This is a genomic window from Streptomyces collinus (genome assembly GCF_031348265.1).
Classification (GTDB): domain Bacteria; phylum Actinomycetota; class Actinomycetes; order Streptomycetales; family Streptomycetaceae; genus Streptomyces; species Streptomyces collinus.
In genome coordinates this window covers 596,516-614,335 of sequence record NZ_CP133771.1, presented here as the reverse complement: position 1 = coordinate 614,335, position 17,820 = coordinate 596,516, and the positions used below count along the sequence as shown (strand labels likewise).

Here is a 17,820-nt window from a genome sequence, read left to right as displayed (position 1 = left end):
CCTATTTCTGGAACACGTTCTACGGTGTGCGCCGACAGGACCGGCCTTGGGAGCCTGGAGGCGCCGTGCACCTCGAATACACGCCCGAGCAGCAGCGGCTGCGCACCGAACTGCGGTCCTACTTCGCCGAACTGGTCCCGGACCACCTGTACGCCCGGCACGGCGACCCGGCCGCACAGAAGCGGTTCTACCGCGAGACCATCCGGCGGCTCGGCATGGACGGCTGGCTCGGCGTGGGCTGGCCGAAGGAGTACGGCGGGCGCGGCCTGACGGCCATGGAGCAGTTCATCTTCTTCGACGAGGCCGCCCAGGCCGGCGTCCCGCTGCCGCTCATGGCGCTGAACACCGTCGGCCCGACGATCATGCAGTACGGCACCGACGAGCAGAAGGCGTACTTCCTGCCGAAGATCCTCTCCGGCGAGATCGACTTCGCCATCGGCTACAGCGAGCCGGGCGCGGGCACCGACCTCGCGTCCCTGCGCACCAGGGCGGTACGGGACGGCGACGAGTACGTCGTGGACGGCCAGAAGATCTGGACGACCAACGGCGACACGGCCGACTGGGTGTGGCTGGCCGTGCGCACCGACCCCGACGCCCCGCCGCACAAGGGCATCACCATGCTCCTGGTGCCGACCACCGACCCCGGCTACTCCTGCACCCTGATCAACACCCTCGCCTCGCACGACACCACCGCCAGTTACTACGAGAACGTCCGCGTCCCCGTCTCGCGCCGGGTCGGCGCCGAGAACCAGGGCTGGCGGCTGATCACCAACCAGCTCAACCACGAGCGCGTGACCCTGGCCGCCCACGGCACCATGGCGATCCGGGCCCTGCACGACGTGCAGCGCTGGGCGATGGAGACCAAGCTCGCCGACGGCCGCCGCGTCGCCGACCTGCCCTGGGTACGCCGCCTCCTGGCCCGCACCCACACCCGGCTGGACGCGCTGAAACTGCTCAACCGGCAGATGGTCGGCGCGGTCCAGAACGGCACCCTCACCCCCCAGGACGCCTCGGCCGTCAAGGTCTACGGCTCCGAGGCCCGACGCGACGCCTACGCCTGGCTGATGGAGATCGTCGCGGCCCCCGGCGCCCTCAAGGAGGGCTCGGCCGGAGCGGTCCTGCGCGGCGAACTGGAACGCGGCTACCGCTCCGCGGTCATCTTCACCTTCGGCGGCGGCAACAACGAGATCCAGCGGGAGATCATCTCGTGGATCGGGCTGGGGATGCCGAGAGTCCGGCGCTGACGGGCTGTACGAGGTCCCTTGGGGATCACCCCCGCTCGGGAACGACCGCCACGGGACAGGCTGCGTGGTGGAGCACGGCGTGCGTGACGCGGCCGATGCGGGGACCGAAGCGTCCGTGATGGTGCCGCGCGCCGACCACGAGGAGGGCGGCGTCGGCCGAGGCGTCGAGCAGTGCGGCACGGGCAGGGCCCTCGACGACCCGCCGGCGCACCTCGACCCCCGGAAGCTCCCCGGCCGGCTCGCGCAGCCCGGTCTCCAGAGCCTCGACGGCACGCTGCCGGTGCACTTCGACGGGTTCGCCGGTGAACGGGGCGTGGTCGGTCGCCTCGTCCGCCGGGAGGCACCAGGCCCGCACCGCCTCGAGCGGCACGCCGCGCCGGGCCGCCTCCCGGAAGGCGAACCGCACCGCCACCGAGTCCGCCGGCTTGTCGGGGACTCCCACGACGACACGCCGCTCCCGGCTCCGCGGCCCGGTCCGGTCGGCATGGTCGCCGCGCACGACGATCACCGCACCGTCGGCCCGCCCGGCCACGGCCAGACCGACCGAGCCCAGCAGCAACTCGGCGGCGCTTCCCCGTCCGCGAGACCCGATGACCAGCACGGAGGCCTTGCGTGCCGCACCAAGGAGCACGGATACCGGCCCCTCGGGTACGACCTCGGTGGTGACATCGGTGCCGGGAACGCGCTGCCGGGCGCGCTTCGCCGCTGCCACCACCAGGACGGCGGTGAGTATCTGCTCCGACGGTCCCGGGGCCGCGGGGAACACGGCCTGTTCGTAGCGCTCCCACAGCGAGGCGTACACCACGTGCAGCGGAACCTCGCGCAGCGCTGCCTCGTCAGCGGCCCACAGGCTCGACTCGGAGCCGTCCACCCCGACGATCACCGGCCCGTCCACCGCCCTCATCCCTCTCTGTGTGCCGCGTCAGTGTCGTGCGACGACGGCAACCGGGGGCATCGGCGTGATGCCGGACCGCGTGCGCCCGTCCAGGACGCCGTTCGCCGGGCTGTTCGTCATCGTCGCCCTCGGCATCCCGTTCCGCATCCCGTTCGAGCCCCCTGGTGTCAGCCTGTGCCTCCAGGGGGTGCGACACCACGGGCCGCCCGGGCACCGTCATGGGGACCTTCGGCCTCGATGAGGCGGCTGCGACGGGTCGGGTGGCTCTGTTCGCGAGACCGGCGGGCTTCGACAGCGGTTCGGGAGGCAGCGCGGCGCCGGCGAGCGATGAGGCGGCTGCGACGGGTCGGGTGGCTCTGTTCGCGAGACCGGCGGGCTTCGACAGCGGTTCGGGAGGCAGCGCGGCGCCGGCGAGCGATTCAGGTGTTCACGAGTCACGACAGCACTGAGCATTCCCGGCGGGCCGGCGCCCGGCCGCTCCCGGGCAGGTGTCCCGGCGTTGGGAGAGGCCTCAGGCGGGCAAGGAGGCGAGCCAGTCGGTCAGGAGCCGGTTGATCTCGGCGGGGCGCTCTTGCTGGATCCAGTGGCCGCAGCCGTCGAGGATCCGGGAGGAGACCAGGCCGGGCAGGGTGGTGGGGTACGCCTTGATCGCATCGGCCATCCACGTGGTGGAGGCGTCCAGGCCGCCACCGATGAACAGGGACGGCTGGGTGATGGGGGCGCCGTCGAAGCCGGCGAGATCTTCCCAGTCCCGGTCCATGTTCCGGTAGCGGTTGAGCGCCCCGCTCACGCCGGTCCGCTCGAACTCCCCGGAGTAGACGTCCAGGTCGTCTTCACTGAGCCAGACCGGCAGCCGGCCGGTGGGGAAGCGGTCGCGCAGCCTCCCGCCCCGGCTGACGAAGTACGGGCCGGGTGCGTCGGGTGCGGGCATGGTGTCGGCGGACAGGGCGGCGTAGAAGCCGGCGAGCCAGCCGCGCACGTCGGGCTCGATCTCGGCCTCGGCCCGGCCGGGCTCCTGGAAGTAGGAGACGTAGAACTCCTCGTCCCCGCCCAACTGCGCGAAGACCTCGCCGGGCCGCGGCCCGCCACGCGGGGCGTAGGGAACACCGAGCATCCCCACCGCGCGGAAGACGTCCGGCCTGACCAGGGCGGAGTTGGCGGCGATGGCCGACCCCCAGTCGTGTCCGACGATCACCGCGGACTGCTCGCCCAGGGCGTGCACCACGGCGGCGTTGTCCTCCACCAGCTCCAGCATCCGGTACGCCTCGGTGTCGCCGGGCCTGGAGGAACGGCCGTAGCCGCGGACATCGATGGCGGCCGCGCGGTACCCGGCTGCGGCCAAGGCCGGCAGCTGGTGGCGCCAGGAGTACCAGGATTCCGGGAAGCCGTGCACGAGCAGCACCAGTGGCCCGGTGCCCTGCTCCACCAGGTGGATCCGGCCCGCGGGCGAGGTGACCAGCCGGTGTGTGACTGCCGTGGCCTGCTGCGACATGACTCCTCCTGGATCCTCGATCTGCCCTGCGCCGAGATCGCTCCCCGATCATGTGGTCGGCGGCTGGGGCGTGGCGAGGCTTGTTGCGGTTTCGGCAAAGCGAACCCCGGCTCCGCCGGTCTCCGGCCGTCCGGGCAGGGGCGATCGGCCCCGTCTCCGGCCGCGCCGGATCCCCTGCCCGAGATGGGCCGAACGTCCTCGGCCGGGGCCCGACCGTCCCTGCCCCCGATGGAGCCGGAGTGGGACCGTGTCAGTGAGACCCCCTGCTGCACGTGATGGCAGCCCGACGGATTGGCGGTGGGGATCATGGAACTGCCCTTGATCGTGGGCGTCGACGGATCTGACGGCAGCATCCTGGCCATCGACTGGGCGGCGGACGAGGCCGTCCGCCACGGTCTGCCGTTGCGGCTGGTCCATGCCTCGCTGTGGGAACGCTATGAAGGCGCCTTGCCGTCGCTGGGCCGGGAGCGCCCGTCGGAGCGGGTGATGGCGGACCACATCGTGGCTTCCGCCGAGGAACGTGTCCGTCGCCTCCACCCCGACCTGAAGGTGACGGGCGAGGCGGTGGCCGCAGAGGCGGTGGCCGCCCTGCTGAGCGAGGGCGACAACGCATCCGCCCTGGTGACGGGGTCGCGCGGTCGGGGAGAGCTGAAGGGAGCGCTGCTGGGCTCGGTGAGCCTCGCGGTCGCCGCCCGTGCGTACTGCCCGGTCATAGTGGTCCGGGGTGACAAGGCCGGTCTGGCCGGCACGCACGGTCGGATCCTGCTCGGGGCCGGGGACCCCGACACGAGTGCCGAGGCCGTACGCTTCGCGTTCCGCGAGGCCGAGGCCCGCGGGTGCGAGCTGGACGTCGTCCGCGCATGGCGCCTTCCGATGAACGAGAACGCCGACCCCCCGGCGCCGGCCGAGACTCCCGTCTACGAGCACGAGGCACAGGCCTCCGACCTGGTGGACGCGCTGGTGGCCGACGTCATGGCCGACCATCCGGCCGTGCGGGTGCGCCGGGCCACGGTCGAGGGACCCGCCCGCAAGGTGCTGGTGAACCGCTCGGCCGCCGCCGACCTCGTGGTCGTGGGCGCACGGCGCCGGTCCGGCCACTTCGGCCTCCAGCTGGGCCGGGTCAGCCACACCCTGCTGCACCACGCGGACTGCCCCGTCGCGGTCGTGCCCCAGCGGACCTGACCGGCGGAAGGCCTGTGCCGGGCCGATGAACGTCCCGGTTTCGCGCGACACGCTCCTGTCGCGGGTATCCGGGGCGCTGTCCGCTTCGGGCGACATTGGTCCGGCAGCGGCCTTCATCCAGGCCTCCCGACTCCGAAGCCGTGAAGGGGACAGTCGCATGACGGCCTGGACCTGGGAGTACGAGGGATACGATCCCGCACACCAGCGTCTGAGGGAGGCGCTGTGCACCCTGGGCAACGGCCGCTTCGCCACGCGCGGAGCACTGCCCGAGTGCGCGGCGGACGACGTGCACTACCCGGGTACCTACGCGGCCGGCTGCTACAACCGGCTCACCTCCGACGTCGCGGACCGCCACGTCGAGAACGAGGACATGGTCAACCTGCCCAACTGGTTGCCGCTCCGCTTCCGGCCCGCGGGCGGTCGATGGCTCACACCGGACAGCGCGCCGGTGCTCGCCCACCGTCAGACCCTCGTCCTGGACGCGGGACTCCTGGACCGCGTCACCCGGTACGGCCTGGACGACGACCGGGTGCTGTCCGTACGGCAGCGACGTCTCGTGCACATGGGCGATCGAACCTCGCCGCCCTGCGCACCGAGTTCGCGGGAGAGACGCTCGGTCTCCGTGTGGGCACGGTTCATGGTGGCGTCGGCCTCGTCCGCCGAGAACCGCAGTACGGCGATGGGGCCGAACGGGCCCCGTAGGGGACCAGCGGCCCCTGCCCGCCGACCGCCCCCCTGAAGGAACCTGAAGACGGAACCCGGATCAGGAGGTGGACAGCATGTCCCGCACCATCATGGTCGGCCTCGACGGCTCGTCCGAGAGCCGGGCCGCTGCCGAATGGGCGGCTCGTGAGGCCAAGCTGCGCAGTCTCCCCGTGCGGTTGGTTCATGTCCGGGAGCCGGTCCCCGATCCACTGGCTCAGGCTCCGCTGCTCGGGGCCGAGACCCAGCAGCACTGGAGCGAACAGATCCCACGGGAGTCCGCGGAGGGGCTCCGGTCGCGTCACCCAGGGGTGGACGTGACCACGGTGCACGTGGAAGGCCGCCCCGCCGACGTCCTGGTCGGCGCGGCCGAGGACGCCGACCTGCTGGTCCTCGGCTCCCGCGGCATGAGCGGGGTCGGTGGGTTCTTGGTCGGATCCGTGGGCCAGGCCGTCGTCGCCCGCACGGACGTGCCGGTGGTGCTGGTGCGGGAGGGGGAGCAGGCAACCGACGAGCACGGCATGGACCCGGCCGGCATACCGTCGGCGGCGACCTCGTTCCGCCCGGTCCTGCTGGGCCTGGACACCCGCAGCCCCGACGACACGGTCATCGCATTCGCGTTCGAGGAGGCGGCCCGTCGCGGCACGGCCTTGCGTGTCGTGCACGGCTGGAACCCGCCGCCGTACAACATCTACGGCCTTTCCGACGGCGTCAGCCTCTACGACGAGCTGACCCAGAAGAACGCGGAGGAGCTCAGCGACGTACTGCGTCCCTGGCGGCACAAGTACCCGGCTGTCGAGGTGTCCGAGGAAGCGTGTGCCGGCGGCGCCGCGAGCGAACTCGCCAAAGCCTCCCGCGAGGCCTCCCTGGTCGTCGTGGGCCGGCGGATCCGGCGCAGCCCGTTCGGCGCGCACATCGGCTCCGTCACTCATGCGGTACTGCACCACGCCACGGCGCCCGTCGTGGTCGTGGCACACGAGTGATCTGCTCCCGCGGGAAGTCCCCGGCCGCGCCGACCGTGCTACAGACGTGCCGCGTGGTCGGGTACGTAGGTCTGCAGGTCGCGCGGTGGACGCTGGTAGCCGGTCGAGGGCGGCCGGTCCGGCAGCTCCAGCACGGGCGGCGGCACCTCGTGGTACGGCACGGAGTCCAGCAGATGGGCGATCATGTTCAGCCGGGCGCGGCGCTTGTCGTCGCTCTCGACGACATACCACGGGGCCTCGACGATGTCGGTGTGCACCATCATCGCGTCCTTGGCCCGCGAGTACGCCTCCCAGCGGCTGATCGACTCCAGGTCCATCGCTGACAGCTTCCAGCGGCGCAGCGGATCCTCCAGGCGCCGCCGGAAGCGTTCCTGCTGCTCGGTGTCGCTCACCGAGAACCAGTACTTGCGCAGCAGTACGCCGTCCTCGGTCAGCATCCGCTCGAAGATCGGGCACTGGCGCAGGAAGAGCTGGTACTCCTCCTTCGAGCAGAAGCCCATCACGTGCTCGACACCGGCCCGGTTGTACCAGGACCGGTCGAACAGCACGATCTCCCCGGCGGCCGGCAGGTGCTCGACGTACCGCTGGAAGTACCACTGGGTGCGTTCCCGCTCAGTGGGTTTCGGCAGCGCGGCGATCCGCGCGACACGCGGGTTGAGGTGCTCGGCGACCCGCTTGATGGTGCCGCCCTTGCCGGCGGCGTCCCGCCCCTCGAACACGATGACCAGCCGGGCTCCCTCGGTGCGCACCCACTCCTGAAGTTTCACCAACTCCGTCTGAAGGCGCAGCAGTTCGCTCTCGTACGCCTTACGCGCCAGCCTCGCCGCCTGCTTGTCCGCCATGCCGCCTCCGCGCACCTCGGTGCCGTCGGGCCTCCGTTCCAGCACCGTACTGCCCGGCCGGGAGCCGCGCACGACAGGTCGCCCCGGTGGGGGAGCCGCGCCCGTGGCCGGAGCGGCTTCCGATCGGGGGGAGCGTGTCAGATCCCCGGACTCGGCCGTCGACCCGTCGGCGGACCCGTAGGCTACCAGCACCTCCCCCCTCATGACTGTTGCGCCACCTCACAGCCTGCGCAGCCGGTTGCCGGTGATCGCCTCCGGGGCCGGCTCGTCCGGGCGGCGCCAGGAGTCGTCGAAGTGGTGGGTGAGGTGGTCGACGACCGCGACCACGCCGTCCGTCTGGCGGCACATCTCCTTCTCCTCGTCGTCCACCACCGGCAGGCCGCTGATCCGGTGCTCGGCGAGCAGCCGGGCCACCTCCTTGAACGGAGTGCCGTACTCGGCGCGGACGACGTCGGACGTCATCAGGGCACCGACCTTGCTCTGTTTCATGGAGCCCGCCTTCCTTCCGTGCTGCGCGCGTTCATCGGAGGCGGCGCAGGTAGGGGTCGTGTGTACGGCGTGGCAGCAGCCGGATCCGGGCGTCGAGGGCGAAGACGCGCTCGGGCAGGGCGAGCACCGGATTGACATCCGCCTCCACCAGCTGCGGCAGGTCGCTCGCCATCCGCGACAGCCGCACGGCCCGCCCGCGTGCGGTGTCGACGCCGTCCGGAGCCGGGACGGTGCCGGGCGGGCCAGCCAGCGGGCGCGCTCGGCGGCATGGGCGAGTGCCCGCGCCGCCGCCTGCGGGTCGGCGTACGCCGGCACCCGCCCTGTGTCCGAGGGCAGCAGCCGCATCGCGGCCGCGACGGCGGTGGGCACCAGTGCGACGAGTACCGCGTCGATGCCGTCGTGGGCTGCGAGCCGGTCCAGACAGGCACGCAGCTGCTCCTCGGAGACCGCCGCCGTCGCGTCGACGGGGTTGGCGGTGCCAGCGCCTCGCGGCAGCACGGCCGGCAGACCCTCGACCAGGCCCGGTGGCAGCGGGGGCAGGGCCAGCCAGGCCTCCGCGGCAGCACACCTGCGCCACCCGCGTTGGTCACGACGACGACCCGGCTTGCCGCGGGCAGCGGCTGGGAGTGCAACAGGGCGGCCGTCTCCAGCAGTTCGGGGATCGTACGGGTGGCGGTGATCCCGGCCTGGGCGAAGAGCGCCCGCCGGGTCATGATCGTCGTGGCGGCCGCCGCGGTGTGCGAGGCGGCGGCATGGCGGCCGGCCTCGGTACGCTCCGCGTCGACGGTAAGGAAGGGCATACGGCGGGTGACACAGCGCGCGGTGCGGGAGAAGGCGCGCGGATTGCCGAACGACTCCAGGTGCAGCAGCGCCAGGTCGGTGCGCCCGTCGGACTCCCACCACTGGAGCATGTCGTTGTCGCTGACGTCGTACTTGTCGCCGAGCGAGACGAAGCCGGACACGCCGATGCCGAGCCGCTCCAGACCGCCGAGCAGTGCGATACCGACCCCGCCGGACTGCACGGCGACCCCGGCGAGGCCCGGCGCGGGGTGGGCGGCGGCGAAGGTGGCGTCGAGGCGGACCCGGTCCTCGGTGTTGGCCAGGCCCCGGCAGTTGGGGCCGACGAGGCGCATGTCGTGATCACGGCAGGCTGACAGCAGTTCCTTGGACTGCTCGGCGTCGAGCCCGGCGGAGACGACCAGCAGGGCACGGACGCCGAACTGCCCGCACTCCTGCGCGACTTGCGCTACGCCCTCGGCCGGTACGGCGATCGTCGGCTGTCGGTGACCGCTTGCTCCGCCGAACGGGGATGGTCTTCGCCGATCCGGATCAGGCCGACTTCACCCGTCGGTGACCCGGACCGGGAGCAGCCCGGATGATGATCACCGGTCGGCGGGCGCCGCGGGGCGGGCGGTGTGGAGCTGTGGGACGCCTTGCGTGACGACCTCCGTCGAGTGGCCACCGAGGACGGAATCGAGGGAGTCTGGAGGAAGGCGGCGAGCCAGGTCCCGGCGGCGGTGCCCGCTCGCCCGGAGGGCCGCGAACGGCCTGGTGTGCAGCCGATGGGAGAAAGCCCATGAAGGTCGGAGTGCTGACCGGCGGCGGTGACTGTCCCGGTCTCAACGCGGTCATCCGCAGCGTCGTCCGCAAAGGCGTCCAGGAGTATTCGTTCGATTTCGTCGGTGTGCGGGACGGCTGGCTCGGTCTGCTCAAGAACCACATCGTTCCCCTGGACGTCTCCAGCGTTCGGGGGATTCTTCCCCGCGGCGGGACCATCCTCGGATCCTCCCGCACGAACCCCTTCAAGCACGAGGACGGGCTGCGTCGGGTGCAGGACACCCTCGCCGCGAACGAAGTGGACGCACTCGTCGTGATCGGCGGAGAGGACACGCTGGGGGCGGCCACGGAACTGAGCCGACTGGGTGTCAACCTGGTCGGGGTGCCGAAGACCATAGACAACGACGTCTCGGGCACCGACTACACCTTCGGCTTCGACACCGCCGTCGGTATCGCGACGGAGGCCATCGACCGCCTTCACACCACAGCCGAGTCGCACATGCGCGCCCTCGTGGTGGAGGTGATGGGCCGGCATTCCGGATGGATCGCCCTGCACGCCGGCATCGCGGGCGGCGCCAACGTGATCCTCATCCCCGAGCAGCCGTTCGACATCGATCAGGTCTGTGAGCAGGTGAAGCGACGGTTCCAGATCAACTACGCGCCGATCGTCGTCGTGGCCGAAGGGGCCGTCCCCAAGGAAGGACAGATGATTCTCAAGGACCGGTCGCTGGACGAGTTCGGCCATGTGCGGCTGTCCGGCATCGGCGAATGGCTGGCCCAGGAGATTTCGGCGCGGACGGAGAAGGACGCTCGCACCACGGTCCTGGGACACATCCAGCGCGGCGGCACACCGAGCGCCTTCGACCGGTGGCTGGCCACCCGTTTCGGACTGCATGCCATCGACGCGGTCCAGGCTGGGGACTTCGGCTGCATGGTCGCCCTGCGGGGCACACGGATCGTCCGCGTGCCCCTCGCGGACGCCACCGCGGAGAACAAGGTGGTGGATTCGTCGCTGTACGACGAGTTCGAGGCGTTCTACGGCTGAGCGGGCAGTCACTCTGTGTGCGGTACGACCGCCACCGGACAGCGGGTGTGGTGCAGCACCGCATGGGTGACCGGGCCCAGCCGGCCTTCAGCCGCCCGGGGTGCGGTGCGGCGGCCCACGACGAGCAGGTCCGCGCCCCGGGAGGCGGTCAGAAGCGCTTCCGCGGGGTGAAGGAGCATGAGGTCGCTGCCGACCGTCACCCGGGGGTGCTTCTCCTGCCACGGACGCAGGGCGTCGGAGAGCCGGAGGACTTCTTGGTCCTCCCAGGTCGCACGGTCCTCCTCGGTCACCACCAGAATCCTGGAAGAGACCGATTCGGCGGGAAAGGCCCAGGCCTGCACCACGTGCAAGCGTGCCGCGCGAGCATCGGCGGCCGAGAACGCGAAGTCGGCCACCGCACCGAACGGCCGGTGCGCGTCGAAGCCCAGGACGACCTGGCAGGTGGTGGGTGCCGCGAACGCCCCGTTCACGAAGGCTCCGGGGCGGTGAGGGACGAGCACGACGGGGCAGGGTGCCGCTGCCGCCGTCCGCAGGGCCACCGAGCCGACCGCCAGCCCCTCGAAACCGCCCGTGCCCCGGGTGCCGACGACGAGGAGTCCGGCATCGCGTGCCGCCGTGAGGAGAGCCTCGGCCGGGCCTTCATCGGACTGCGCGCACTCCACCGGGAGGTCAGGGTGGCGGTCGGCGAGGTCCGCGACCGTCCGCTGGAGCAACTGGGCGCCCATGTGGTGCAACCGCTCCAGGGCCGGCCGCGGAACGACGGGGCCGGGAAGCCGCGGAGAAGAGTGCAGCAGTCGCAGCGGAACGCCGCGCAGCGCGGCCTCACGCGCAGCCCAGTCGGCCGCGACCGCAGCGAACTCGGACCCGTCGATGCCCGCCAGCACAGGGGGACGCATCCTGGCCTCCTTCGTCCGGCCCCGCCTCGCGGGCGGCACAGGCCGTTCTCCTCACTTCCACTGTTCCACGGAGGTCCCGCTCCGGCGCCCGGACCCGCTCCGGCGCCCGGACCGGCTGCGGTGCCCGGCCGCCGCGGCCCGCTCCGGCCCCGCAGTGCCTTCACCGGCGAATCCGCCCAGGCGCACCGGCGGCGGACCTTCGAAGTCCTGGAGACCGGGCTGCGTGCGCCGCCGACGGAGGAACAACCGGACGTCGAGGTGCGCCGGCGGATCGTCTCGAAGGACGGGCCCGGACCGTGCTGCCCGACGCTTCGGCCGAGGCCGCCCTGCTCGTGGTGGGCGCCAGGCGGCCCCACGGTCGCGTCGCCTCCCGCATCGGCCGTGTCACGCATGCCGTGCTGCACCTGCGGCCTGCCCCGTGGCGGTCGTCCCCGAACGGCCCTGACTCCGGCCCGGGCCGGTCGGCCCCCGGACGACCCCGGACAGCCCATGCGAGGGCGCCCCCCGCCGCCGGATACTCGAAGAGCCGGAGAGCCGGGAGGAGGCCGGCATCAGGCGCGAGGAGACCGCCGTGGTCCGGGAGGAGACACCATGCATCACGACAAGGTCGGCTCCGTGATGACCATGGACGTGGTGCGGGCCGTGTACGACACGTCGTTCGAGGAGGTCGCCCGGCTGCAGGCCGACCACCGGATCGGCGGACTGCCCGTGGTGGACGACGAAGAACGAGACGGAGATCGCCGTCGCCATGGCCCGGCGTACCGACGGCGTCGTCGCGGTCGTCGACCAGCTCACCTGGAGGCTGGACGACACCCGGCTGCGGTCGGACGGACAACTGCCGCACGGCGTGGCCGACGACCGGCTGCGCAACCTGTGAGAGGAGGCGGCCCGCCATGCCGACGAACGTGCTCGTCGCCTACGGGACGACGAACGGATCCACCGCGGAGATCGCCGGGACCATCGCCGAGGTCCTGCGCAGGGAGGGGCTGACGGCCGAAGCCCTCCCGGCCGGCGCCGTGCCGAGCGTGGCGGCCTACGACGCCGTCGTGGTCGGCGGCGGCCTGTACGCGGGCCACTGGCACAAGGACGCCCGCCGCTTCGTCCGCCGCCATCGGAAGGACCTGGCCCGGCGTCCGCTGTGGTTCTTCAGCAGCGGCCCGCTCGACCCCTCGGCCTCGGAGCGGGACATCCCGCCCGTACCGGGGGTGAAGCGGGCCATGGCCCGGCTCGACGTCACGGAGCACGTCACCTTCGGCGGCTGCCTCCGCGAGGGAGCGAAGGGCTGGGTCGCCCGGATGATCCTGCGCAACGGAAAGGGCGGGGACTTCCGCGACTTCGAGCGGATCGAGGCATGGGCGGTGCGGATCGCCCACGAGCCGGCTCCCGGATGACGCGACCCGCCCGGCTCTCGTATGACGCGACGGGACCGGCTCCCCTGGGACGCGATCAGACCATCGCTTCGCCGGCCGTCTCCACGGGGGACGTGTCGGCGCCCCGGGGCATGCCGGGAAGCACTTCGAAGACCCCGGCCAGACCGGTGTGCCGCAGGACGCGCGCGAGACGGGTACTGCCGGTGATCAGGCGCAGCCGGCCGTGCCGCGCCCGGACGCGGTTCCGTACCCGGCACAGGATCCCCAGCCCCGCGCAGTCGATGAACGACACCGGACGTAAATCCAGCACCAGGTCGGGACAGGGGCCGGCGGTCACGTCGTCGAGGCGGACCCTCAGCGCCGGTGCCGTGAGCAGGTCGAGCTCCCCGTGCAGCGTGACGACACGTGCCGTGTGCTCCGGGAGCGGCGCGGACGTGCCGGGGATGTCGGGCATGGAACGAGCAGAGCCCGGCGGGCCGGGCGTCCGCCAGGGCCGATCGGCCCCGGTCACCCGGGCCTTAGGGACATATGAGGTGCGGAACCCCGGCCGGACCCGCCCGCGATGCCCCGACGGCCCGGTGGCCGGGGCCGACCGGCCCAGGCGCGTCCGACCGATCCGCGCCAAGCTGGAACTGCGGGTGCACGCCCCGCACATCGCCGCGCCAAGGTCAGGAGGTGTCGCCATGAAGGCCTACGTCTTTCACGGTCCCGGACAGTCCGCGTGGGAGGACGTCCCGGACCCCGGTGTCCGGGAGCCGACCGATGCCATCGTGCGCGTCGACGACGTCACCCTCTGCGGAACGGACCTGCACATCCTCAAGGGCGACGTCCCCGAGGTGCGCCCGGGCACGGTGCTGGGCCACGAGGCGGTCGGCGAGATCGTCGACGTCGGCGGCGACGTACGCACCGTGCGGCCGGGCGACCGTGTGCTGGTCTCCTGCATCACCGCCTGCGGCCGCTGCCGGTACTGCCGTGAGGGCACGTACGGGCAGTGCCGGGGCGGCGGAGGCTGGATCCTGGGCCATCTGATCGACGGCACCCAGGCCGAGTACGTGCGGGTGCCGTACGCGGACCTCTCGGTGCACCCCCTGCCCAGCGCCCTGGACGGCAAGGACGCCGTGCTGCTGGCCGACATCTTCCCGACCTCGTACGAGGTCGGCGTGCTCAACGGCCACGTGCGGCCCGGAGACACCGTCGCCGTCGTCGGAGCCGGACCCGTCGGACTCGCGGCCGTCGCGACGGCCCAGTTGTTCGCTCCGGAGCGCATCATCGCGGTGGACCTCGCCGCCGCGCGGCTGGAAGCCGCCAAACACCTCGGTGCTGACGCCGTCGCGGACGCCCGGGAGGCCCCCGAGCAGCTGATCGCGGACCTCACCGGCGGACTGGGCGCGGATGTCGTCGTCGAAGCGGTAGGCGTCCCGGAGGCCTTCGAACTCTGCACGCGCATCGTGCGGCCCGGCGGCCACGTCGCCAACGTCGGCGTGCACGGCAGGCCCGTGACCCTCCATCTGGAGGACCTGTGGATCAAGAACGTCACCATCACCACGGGGCTGGTGGACACGTACTCCACCCCCACCCTGCTCCGGATGGCGGCCGCGGGCCGCCTGCCCACCGGTCAGCTGGTCACGCACACCTTCCCGCTGAACCACATGGAGGAGGCCTACGACGTCTTCGCCCGGGCCGCCGACACCGGCGCGCTCAAGGTCGTGCTCGGCGAGGAGCCGCACGAGGAAGTCGTCCCCTACCGGGCGGCCTGACGAACGAGAGAGGTGACGCGTCATGACCGAACGGCCTTCGTCGCCCGCCGTGGAGGGCCGCCCGATGGGCGACCTCGGCCGGCGGATCACCCAGCGGCGTACGGAACTCGGCCTGAGCCGGCAGGAGACGGCCGCACGGGCGGGCATGTCTCCGGCCTACCTCCAGTACCTGGAGGAGCGGCCCCCGGCCGATCCGGGCGCCGGCACCCTCCTGCGGCTGGCGGGAGCACTGAAGACCACGGTGTGGCACCTGACCGGCGGCGACACCGAGCTGCCGCCGGGCCTCGGCCGGGCCGCCCGCACACCCCGGTTCACGGAGCTGACCGAGGCGGAGTGCCGCTCGCTGCTCTCCACACACGGGGTGGGACGCCTCGCCGTGCCCGCGGACGCCGGGCCGGTCGTCGTCCCGGTCAACTACAGCGTCGTCGAGGGCGGGATCGTCTTCCGCACCGCACCCGGCACGACCCCGGCGCAGGCGGACGGCCACCAGGTCGCCTTCGAGGCCGACCGCATCGACGAGGCGTTCAGCGAGGGCTGGAGCGTGCTGGTGCGGGGACCCGCGACCACCGTGACGGATCCGGACGACGTCGCCCTCCTCGAAGAGCAGGCGTACAGCACACCCTGGGCGGGAGGGCGGCGCGACCTGTGGCTGCGTATCGAGCCCGTCTCCGTCACGGGGCGCCGCATCACGGTGGCCTGAACGCGTTCACCCCCGGCCGCTCACAGCGCGCCGCCGCTGCCGTAGGGGGCGTACAGGTCGAGCAGCCGGACCCGCGACGCGTGCAGCCGGTGGGCGACCACCCGGCCGACCCAGTCCGCGATCGCGCGGCCGAACTCGGGGTCCCGGGCACACATGGCCCGTACGGCTTCCGCGTCGAACTCGTGGGCGCGCACCGGGCTCACCGCCTCCGCGCCCAGCTGCCACACGTACGGCGGGAAGTGCCACGACCAGCCGACCAGCTCGCCGTTCCCCAAGGACTCGATCACAGCGGCCCGTCGCCCCGGGACATGCAGGTCGAGCACGACCGTCCCGGTGCGCACGATCCAGAACCGGTCGGCGTGCCGCCCTTCCTCGAACAGGCGTGTGCCCGTGTCGAAGGACACCTCGCGGGCCACCCGCATCAGCCGCTCGCGATGCCCGGCGGTGAGGCCCGTGGCCAGGTTGGTGGTGGAGGTCATGGCTCGGCTCCCTTCAGGACCTTGGACTGCTGACCTCAGCCTGTGCCCTGCCCCGGCGGCGCACCACGGGCCGAACGGCCCCGGCCGGGGGCCCGACCGCCCCTCGCGTGCGCTGCCGCAGACGCGGCGGTGAGAGCGGATCCCCAGGGTCACTGGGGCATGGGGCATGGGGCATGGGGCGTGGGGCTGCGGCTGACGAGCGGGCGGCCGGAGGTCCCGTACCGCCGTCCGGTCTTCCGCCGACCGACGTCGAGCTGCCCGACCGGGCGATCGGCGTGGAACCGGGGGAGACCTGTCGGCCGGTGCTCACGGACCACGGAGACGTGACGTGCGCCCTCCCGTCCCGCGCGACACCCGGCACGCTCGTCAGGCGCCGGGCGCAGCCGTGCCCCGGCCGTCCAGGACCAGTACCGCGACGTGCAGGGACGTGCGCTGCAGGCCTGATTCGAGGTCGCAGCCGAGGAGCCGTTCGATGGTGTGGAGGCGCTGGTAGTAGGCCTGCCGTGACATGCCGGCCAGCTTCGCCGCGACCGACTTGTTCCCGGCGGCCGTCAGATAGGCACGCAGCGCCGGCAGCAGGTCGCCGCCGTTGCGGTCGTCGTGCTCGATGAGGCGGGTCAGATGGCGTTCCGCGTACCGCTGGAGGCGGGTGTCCTCGCGCAGGACGCCCAGGAGTTCCGGCAGTTCGACATCGGCGGGGACGTAGAACCACCGCTCGGGGGAGGCCGGCGTGATGGCCTCGGCCGTCTGCTCGGCCTCCTGCCACGACCGGGCGATGCCGGAGAGGTCGGTCACCCCCGGGCCGACGGCGACGACGGCCTCCGGGCCGAGTTCCTCGCGGGCGAGACGGCCGATCCGCTCGGCGACCGGCTGCCAGGCGCTGGCCTGCGCCAGCGCGAGGAGCACGCCGATCCGGCCCGGGGCCGTCTCGCCGACCAGTGCGCGGACGCCGGTCTGCGTCAGAGCCTTCGCGATCCGTTCGTCGAGCTGCTCGCCCTCGCCACCGGGACAGGTGTGACGGATGACCATGGCGAAGAGGCGGTGCCCGAACGCCGGCAGACCCAGTGCCTCGGCGCGGGCGCGGGCGTCGGCGGGGGAGCGGAAGCGTCGTTCGTACAGGTCACGCAGTACGGAGCGGTGGGCGCGGCGCTCCCACCAGGCCGGCCCGGCCAGACGGGCCATGGTCAACGCGACCGCCGCGCGCTCCAGGATCAGGAGGTGCTCCGGGTCGGGCTCCGTGTTCAGCCGGTCCTCCAGCAGGACCAGCCGCCCCCACAGCCCGTGATGGTCCTGAACCGGGGCGATCAGCCACCCCTCCGGACCGCTCGGCGCGAGCTTCTCCAGGGTCGGCGCGGCCCGCGAGCGCCGGGACCAGGCGGACACGACCGGCTCGTAGGGCCGGCCGAGCAGCTCGCACATCAGGACCCGGTGGGTGAGATCCTCCAGTACCACCGGGGCTCCGGCGAGCTCCGCGGTGGTGTGCACCAGTTCCTCGGGTCCGGCCCCTCGCAGCGTCAGAGCGGTGAAAATGTCCTGGATATCCCGCCCGCGGCGGAGCAGTGCCCCCTGGGCGTCCAGGATCAGCGCGTGCACCGTCTGCGTGACGTCGATGAAGCGGACGCCGCGGGCCAGCTCGACCAGCGGCACCTCGCGGGCCCGGCAGGCGGCCACCAGCTCCTCGGGCACCCTCCGGTAGCGGTGACCGAGCTCCACGATCAGGCCCGCCGCACCGACGTCGGCCAGCTGATCGACGTAGCCCCGCAGCTTGGATGCGTCGTCCGGGTACGGCATGCCGGTCGTCAGCACCAGCTCACCGCCCTCCAGGAAGTCGGCCGGATTGAGCAGCTCGGTGACGTGTACCCAGCGCACCGCACGGTTCAGCTGTGACTCACCGGCCAGAACGCGCGGCATCCCTTCAGTGAGCACCGGCAGGCGCAAAACCTCCGCGATGGTGAGGAAGTGCCCGCTTACGGGGGGTCTGGGCGGCATAGAGGGTGCTTTCTTCCTGAGGGGTCGGGGGTCACCTTCGCACCGGCCCACCGCCGTGACAAGAGGCGGAGTGGCACTTTCCGAAGCTTGGACGCCTGCCGTGACAGACCGTCTCGAGAAGGCCGTCAGGTGGAACAGAGTGTGGGTTGACCTGCGTGTTCGCTCGGGTCGAAAGTGAACGCCATCCCCAGTGGGACA

General features: G+C 72.3%; 17 protein-coding genes and 3 pseudogenes. 10 read left to right on the top strand and 10 right to left on the bottom strand.

Features of this window, described 5'->3' with window-relative positions; genetic code table 11:
• The first annotated feature begins 65 nt into the window (after positions 1 to 65).
• Positions 66 to 1,244, top strand: coding sequence for an acyl-CoA dehydrogenase family protein (locus RFN52_RS02775; RefSeq protein ID WP_184854261.1), 1,179 nt, complete (start codon positions 66 to 68; stop codon positions 1,242 to 1,244).
• Positions 1,245 to 1,269: 25 nt separating this feature from the next.
• Here RFN52_RS02775 and RFN52_RS02770 read toward each other — a convergent pair whose 3' ends face one another.
• Positions 1,270 to 2,148 (bottom strand): universal stress protein, encoded by an 879-nt coding sequence (locus RFN52_RS02770; RefSeq protein ID WP_184854262.1) that lies wholly within the window; start codon positions 2,146 to 2,148, stop codon positions 1,270 to 1,272.
• Positions 2,149 to 2,650: 502 nt separating this feature from the next.
• Positions 2,651 to 3,631, bottom strand: coding sequence for an alpha/beta fold hydrolase (locus tag RFN52_RS02765; RefSeq protein WP_184854263.1), 981 nt, complete (start codon positions 3,629 to 3,631; stop codon positions 2,651 to 2,653).
• A gap of 306 nt (positions 3,632 to 3,937) precedes the next feature.
• On the opposite strand from RFN52_RS02765, the gene RFN52_RS02760 reads away from it, so the two are divergent.
• The 3 genes and pseudogenes from RFN52_RS02760 (at position 3,938) to RFN52_RS02750 (ending at position 6,498) form a co-directional block, all read left to right on the top strand.
• Positions 3,938 to 4,813: a universal stress protein gene (locus RFN52_RS02760; protein WP_184854264.1), complete on the top strand. Its 876-nt coding sequence runs from the start codon at positions 3,938 to 3,940 to the stop codon at positions 4,811 to 4,813.
• Between the two features lie 157 nt (positions 4,814 to 4,970).
• Positions 4,971 to 5,422: pseudogene (locus tag RFN52_RS02755) on the top strand (glycoside hydrolase family 65 protein); the annotation flags it as partial.
• Positions 5,423 to 5,592: 170 nt separating this feature from the next.
• Positions 5,593 to 6,498 (top strand): universal stress protein, encoded by a 906-nt coding sequence (locus RFN52_RS02750; protein WP_184854265.1) that lies wholly within the window; start codon positions 5,593 to 5,595, stop codon positions 6,496 to 6,498.
• Positions 6,499 to 6,536: 38 nt separating this feature from the next.
• Here RFN52_RS02750 and ppk2 read toward each other — a convergent pair whose 3' ends face one another.
• The 4 genes and pseudogenes from ppk2 to RFN52_RS02735 all read right to left on the bottom strand — a co-directional run.
• The gene (ppk2, locus tag RFN52_RS02745; RefSeq protein ID WP_184854266.1) at positions 6,537 to 7,340 is read right to left on the bottom strand and encodes a polyphosphate kinase 2; all 804 of its coding nucleotides are present in this window, start codon (positions 7,338 to 7,340) and stop codon (positions 6,537 to 6,539) included.
• 219 nt (positions 7,341 to 7,559) lie between these two features.
• A complete protein-coding gene (locus RFN52_RS40040) occupies positions 7,560 to 7,829 on the bottom strand; it encodes a CBS domain-containing protein (RefSeq protein WP_374050147.1) in 270 nt (89 codons plus the stop codon).
• Positions 7,830 to 7,860: 31 nt separating this feature from the next.
• The gene (locus RFN52_RS40035) at positions 7,861 to 8,001 is read right to left on the bottom strand and encodes an acetate--CoA ligase family protein (RefSeq protein WP_374050209.1); all 141 of its coding nucleotides are present in this window, start codon (positions 7,999 to 8,001) and stop codon (positions 7,861 to 7,863) included.
• A 12-nt stretch (positions 8,002 to 8,013) separates the two neighbouring features.
• Positions 8,014 to 9,100: pseudogene (locus tag RFN52_RS02735) on the bottom strand (bifunctional acetate--CoA ligase family protein/GNAT family N-acetyltransferase); the annotation flags it as partial.
• 305 nt (positions 9,101 to 9,405) lie between these two features.
• On the opposite strand from RFN52_RS02735, the gene RFN52_RS02730 reads away from it, so the two are divergent.
• Entirely contained in the window at positions 9,406 to 10,431 is a 1,026-nt protein-coding gene (locus RFN52_RS02730) for a 6-phosphofructokinase (protein WP_184854267.1), read from the top strand.
• Between the two features lie 8 nt (positions 10,432 to 10,439).
• Here the strand turns inward: RFN52_RS02730 and RFN52_RS02725 are convergent, their stop codons facing one another.
• Positions 10,440 to 11,327, bottom strand: coding sequence for a universal stress protein (locus RFN52_RS02725; protein WP_184854268.1), 888 nt, complete (start codon positions 11,325 to 11,327; stop codon positions 10,440 to 10,442).
• A 390-nt stretch (positions 11,328 to 11,717) separates the two neighbouring features.
• Here RFN52_RS02725 and RFN52_RS40030 point away from each other — a divergent pair.
• The 3 genes and pseudogenes from RFN52_RS40030 to RFN52_RS02715 all read left to right on the top strand — a co-directional run.
• Positions 11,718 to 11,996: pseudogene (locus tag RFN52_RS40030) on the top strand (hypothetical protein); the annotation flags it as partial.
• 79 nt (positions 11,997 to 12,075) lie between these two features.
• Positions 12,076 to 12,204 carry a hypothetical protein gene (locus RFN52_RS02720; protein WP_311240869.1) on the top strand — a complete coding sequence of 43 codons (129 nt, stop codon included), beginning with the start codon at positions 12,076 to 12,078 and terminating at the stop codon, positions 12,202 to 12,204.
• A gap of 16 nt (positions 12,205 to 12,220) precedes the next feature.
• Positions 12,221 to 12,718 (top strand): flavodoxin domain-containing protein, encoded by a 498-nt coding sequence (locus RFN52_RS02715; protein ID WP_184854269.1) that lies wholly within the window; start codon positions 12,221 to 12,223, stop codon positions 12,716 to 12,718.
• A 55-nt stretch (positions 12,719 to 12,773) separates the two neighbouring features.
• Here the strand turns inward: RFN52_RS02715 and RFN52_RS02710 are convergent, their stop codons facing one another.
• Positions 12,774 to 13,151 (bottom strand): STAS domain-containing protein, encoded by a 378-nt coding sequence (locus RFN52_RS02710; RefSeq protein ID WP_184854270.1) that lies wholly within the window; start codon positions 13,149 to 13,151, stop codon positions 12,774 to 12,776.
• Between the two features lie 229 nt (positions 13,152 to 13,380).
• Here RFN52_RS02710 and RFN52_RS02705 point away from each other — a divergent pair, with 229 nt between their 5' ends.
• Both RFN52_RS02705 and RFN52_RS02700 read left to right on the top strand, forming a co-directional pair.
• Positions 13,381 to 14,454 (top strand): zinc-dependent alcohol dehydrogenase family protein, encoded by a 1,074-nt coding sequence (locus RFN52_RS02705; protein ID WP_184854271.1) that lies wholly within the window; start codon positions 13,381 to 13,383, stop codon positions 14,452 to 14,454.
• A 22-nt stretch (positions 14,455 to 14,476) separates the two neighbouring features.
• Positions 14,477 to 15,154, top strand: coding sequence for a helix-turn-helix domain-containing protein (locus RFN52_RS02700; protein ID WP_184854272.1), 678 nt, complete (start codon positions 14,477 to 14,479; stop codon positions 15,152 to 15,154).
• Positions 15,155 to 15,174: 20 nt separating this feature from the next.
• Here RFN52_RS02700 and RFN52_RS02695 read toward each other — a convergent pair whose 3' ends face one another.
• Both RFN52_RS02695 and RFN52_RS02690 read right to left on the bottom strand, forming a co-directional pair.
• A complete protein-coding gene (locus tag RFN52_RS02695; protein ID WP_184854273.1) occupies positions 15,175 to 15,633 on the bottom strand; it encodes a Crp/Fnr family transcriptional regulator in 459 nt (152 codons plus the stop codon).
• Positions 15,634 to 15,999: 366 nt separating this feature from the next.
• Positions 16,000 to 17,622: a PucR family transcriptional regulator gene (locus tag RFN52_RS02690; RefSeq protein ID WP_184854274.1), complete on the bottom strand. Its 1,623-nt coding sequence runs from the start codon at positions 17,620 to 17,622 to the stop codon at positions 16,000 to 16,002.
• Positions 17,623 to 17,820: the final 198 nt, after the last annotated feature.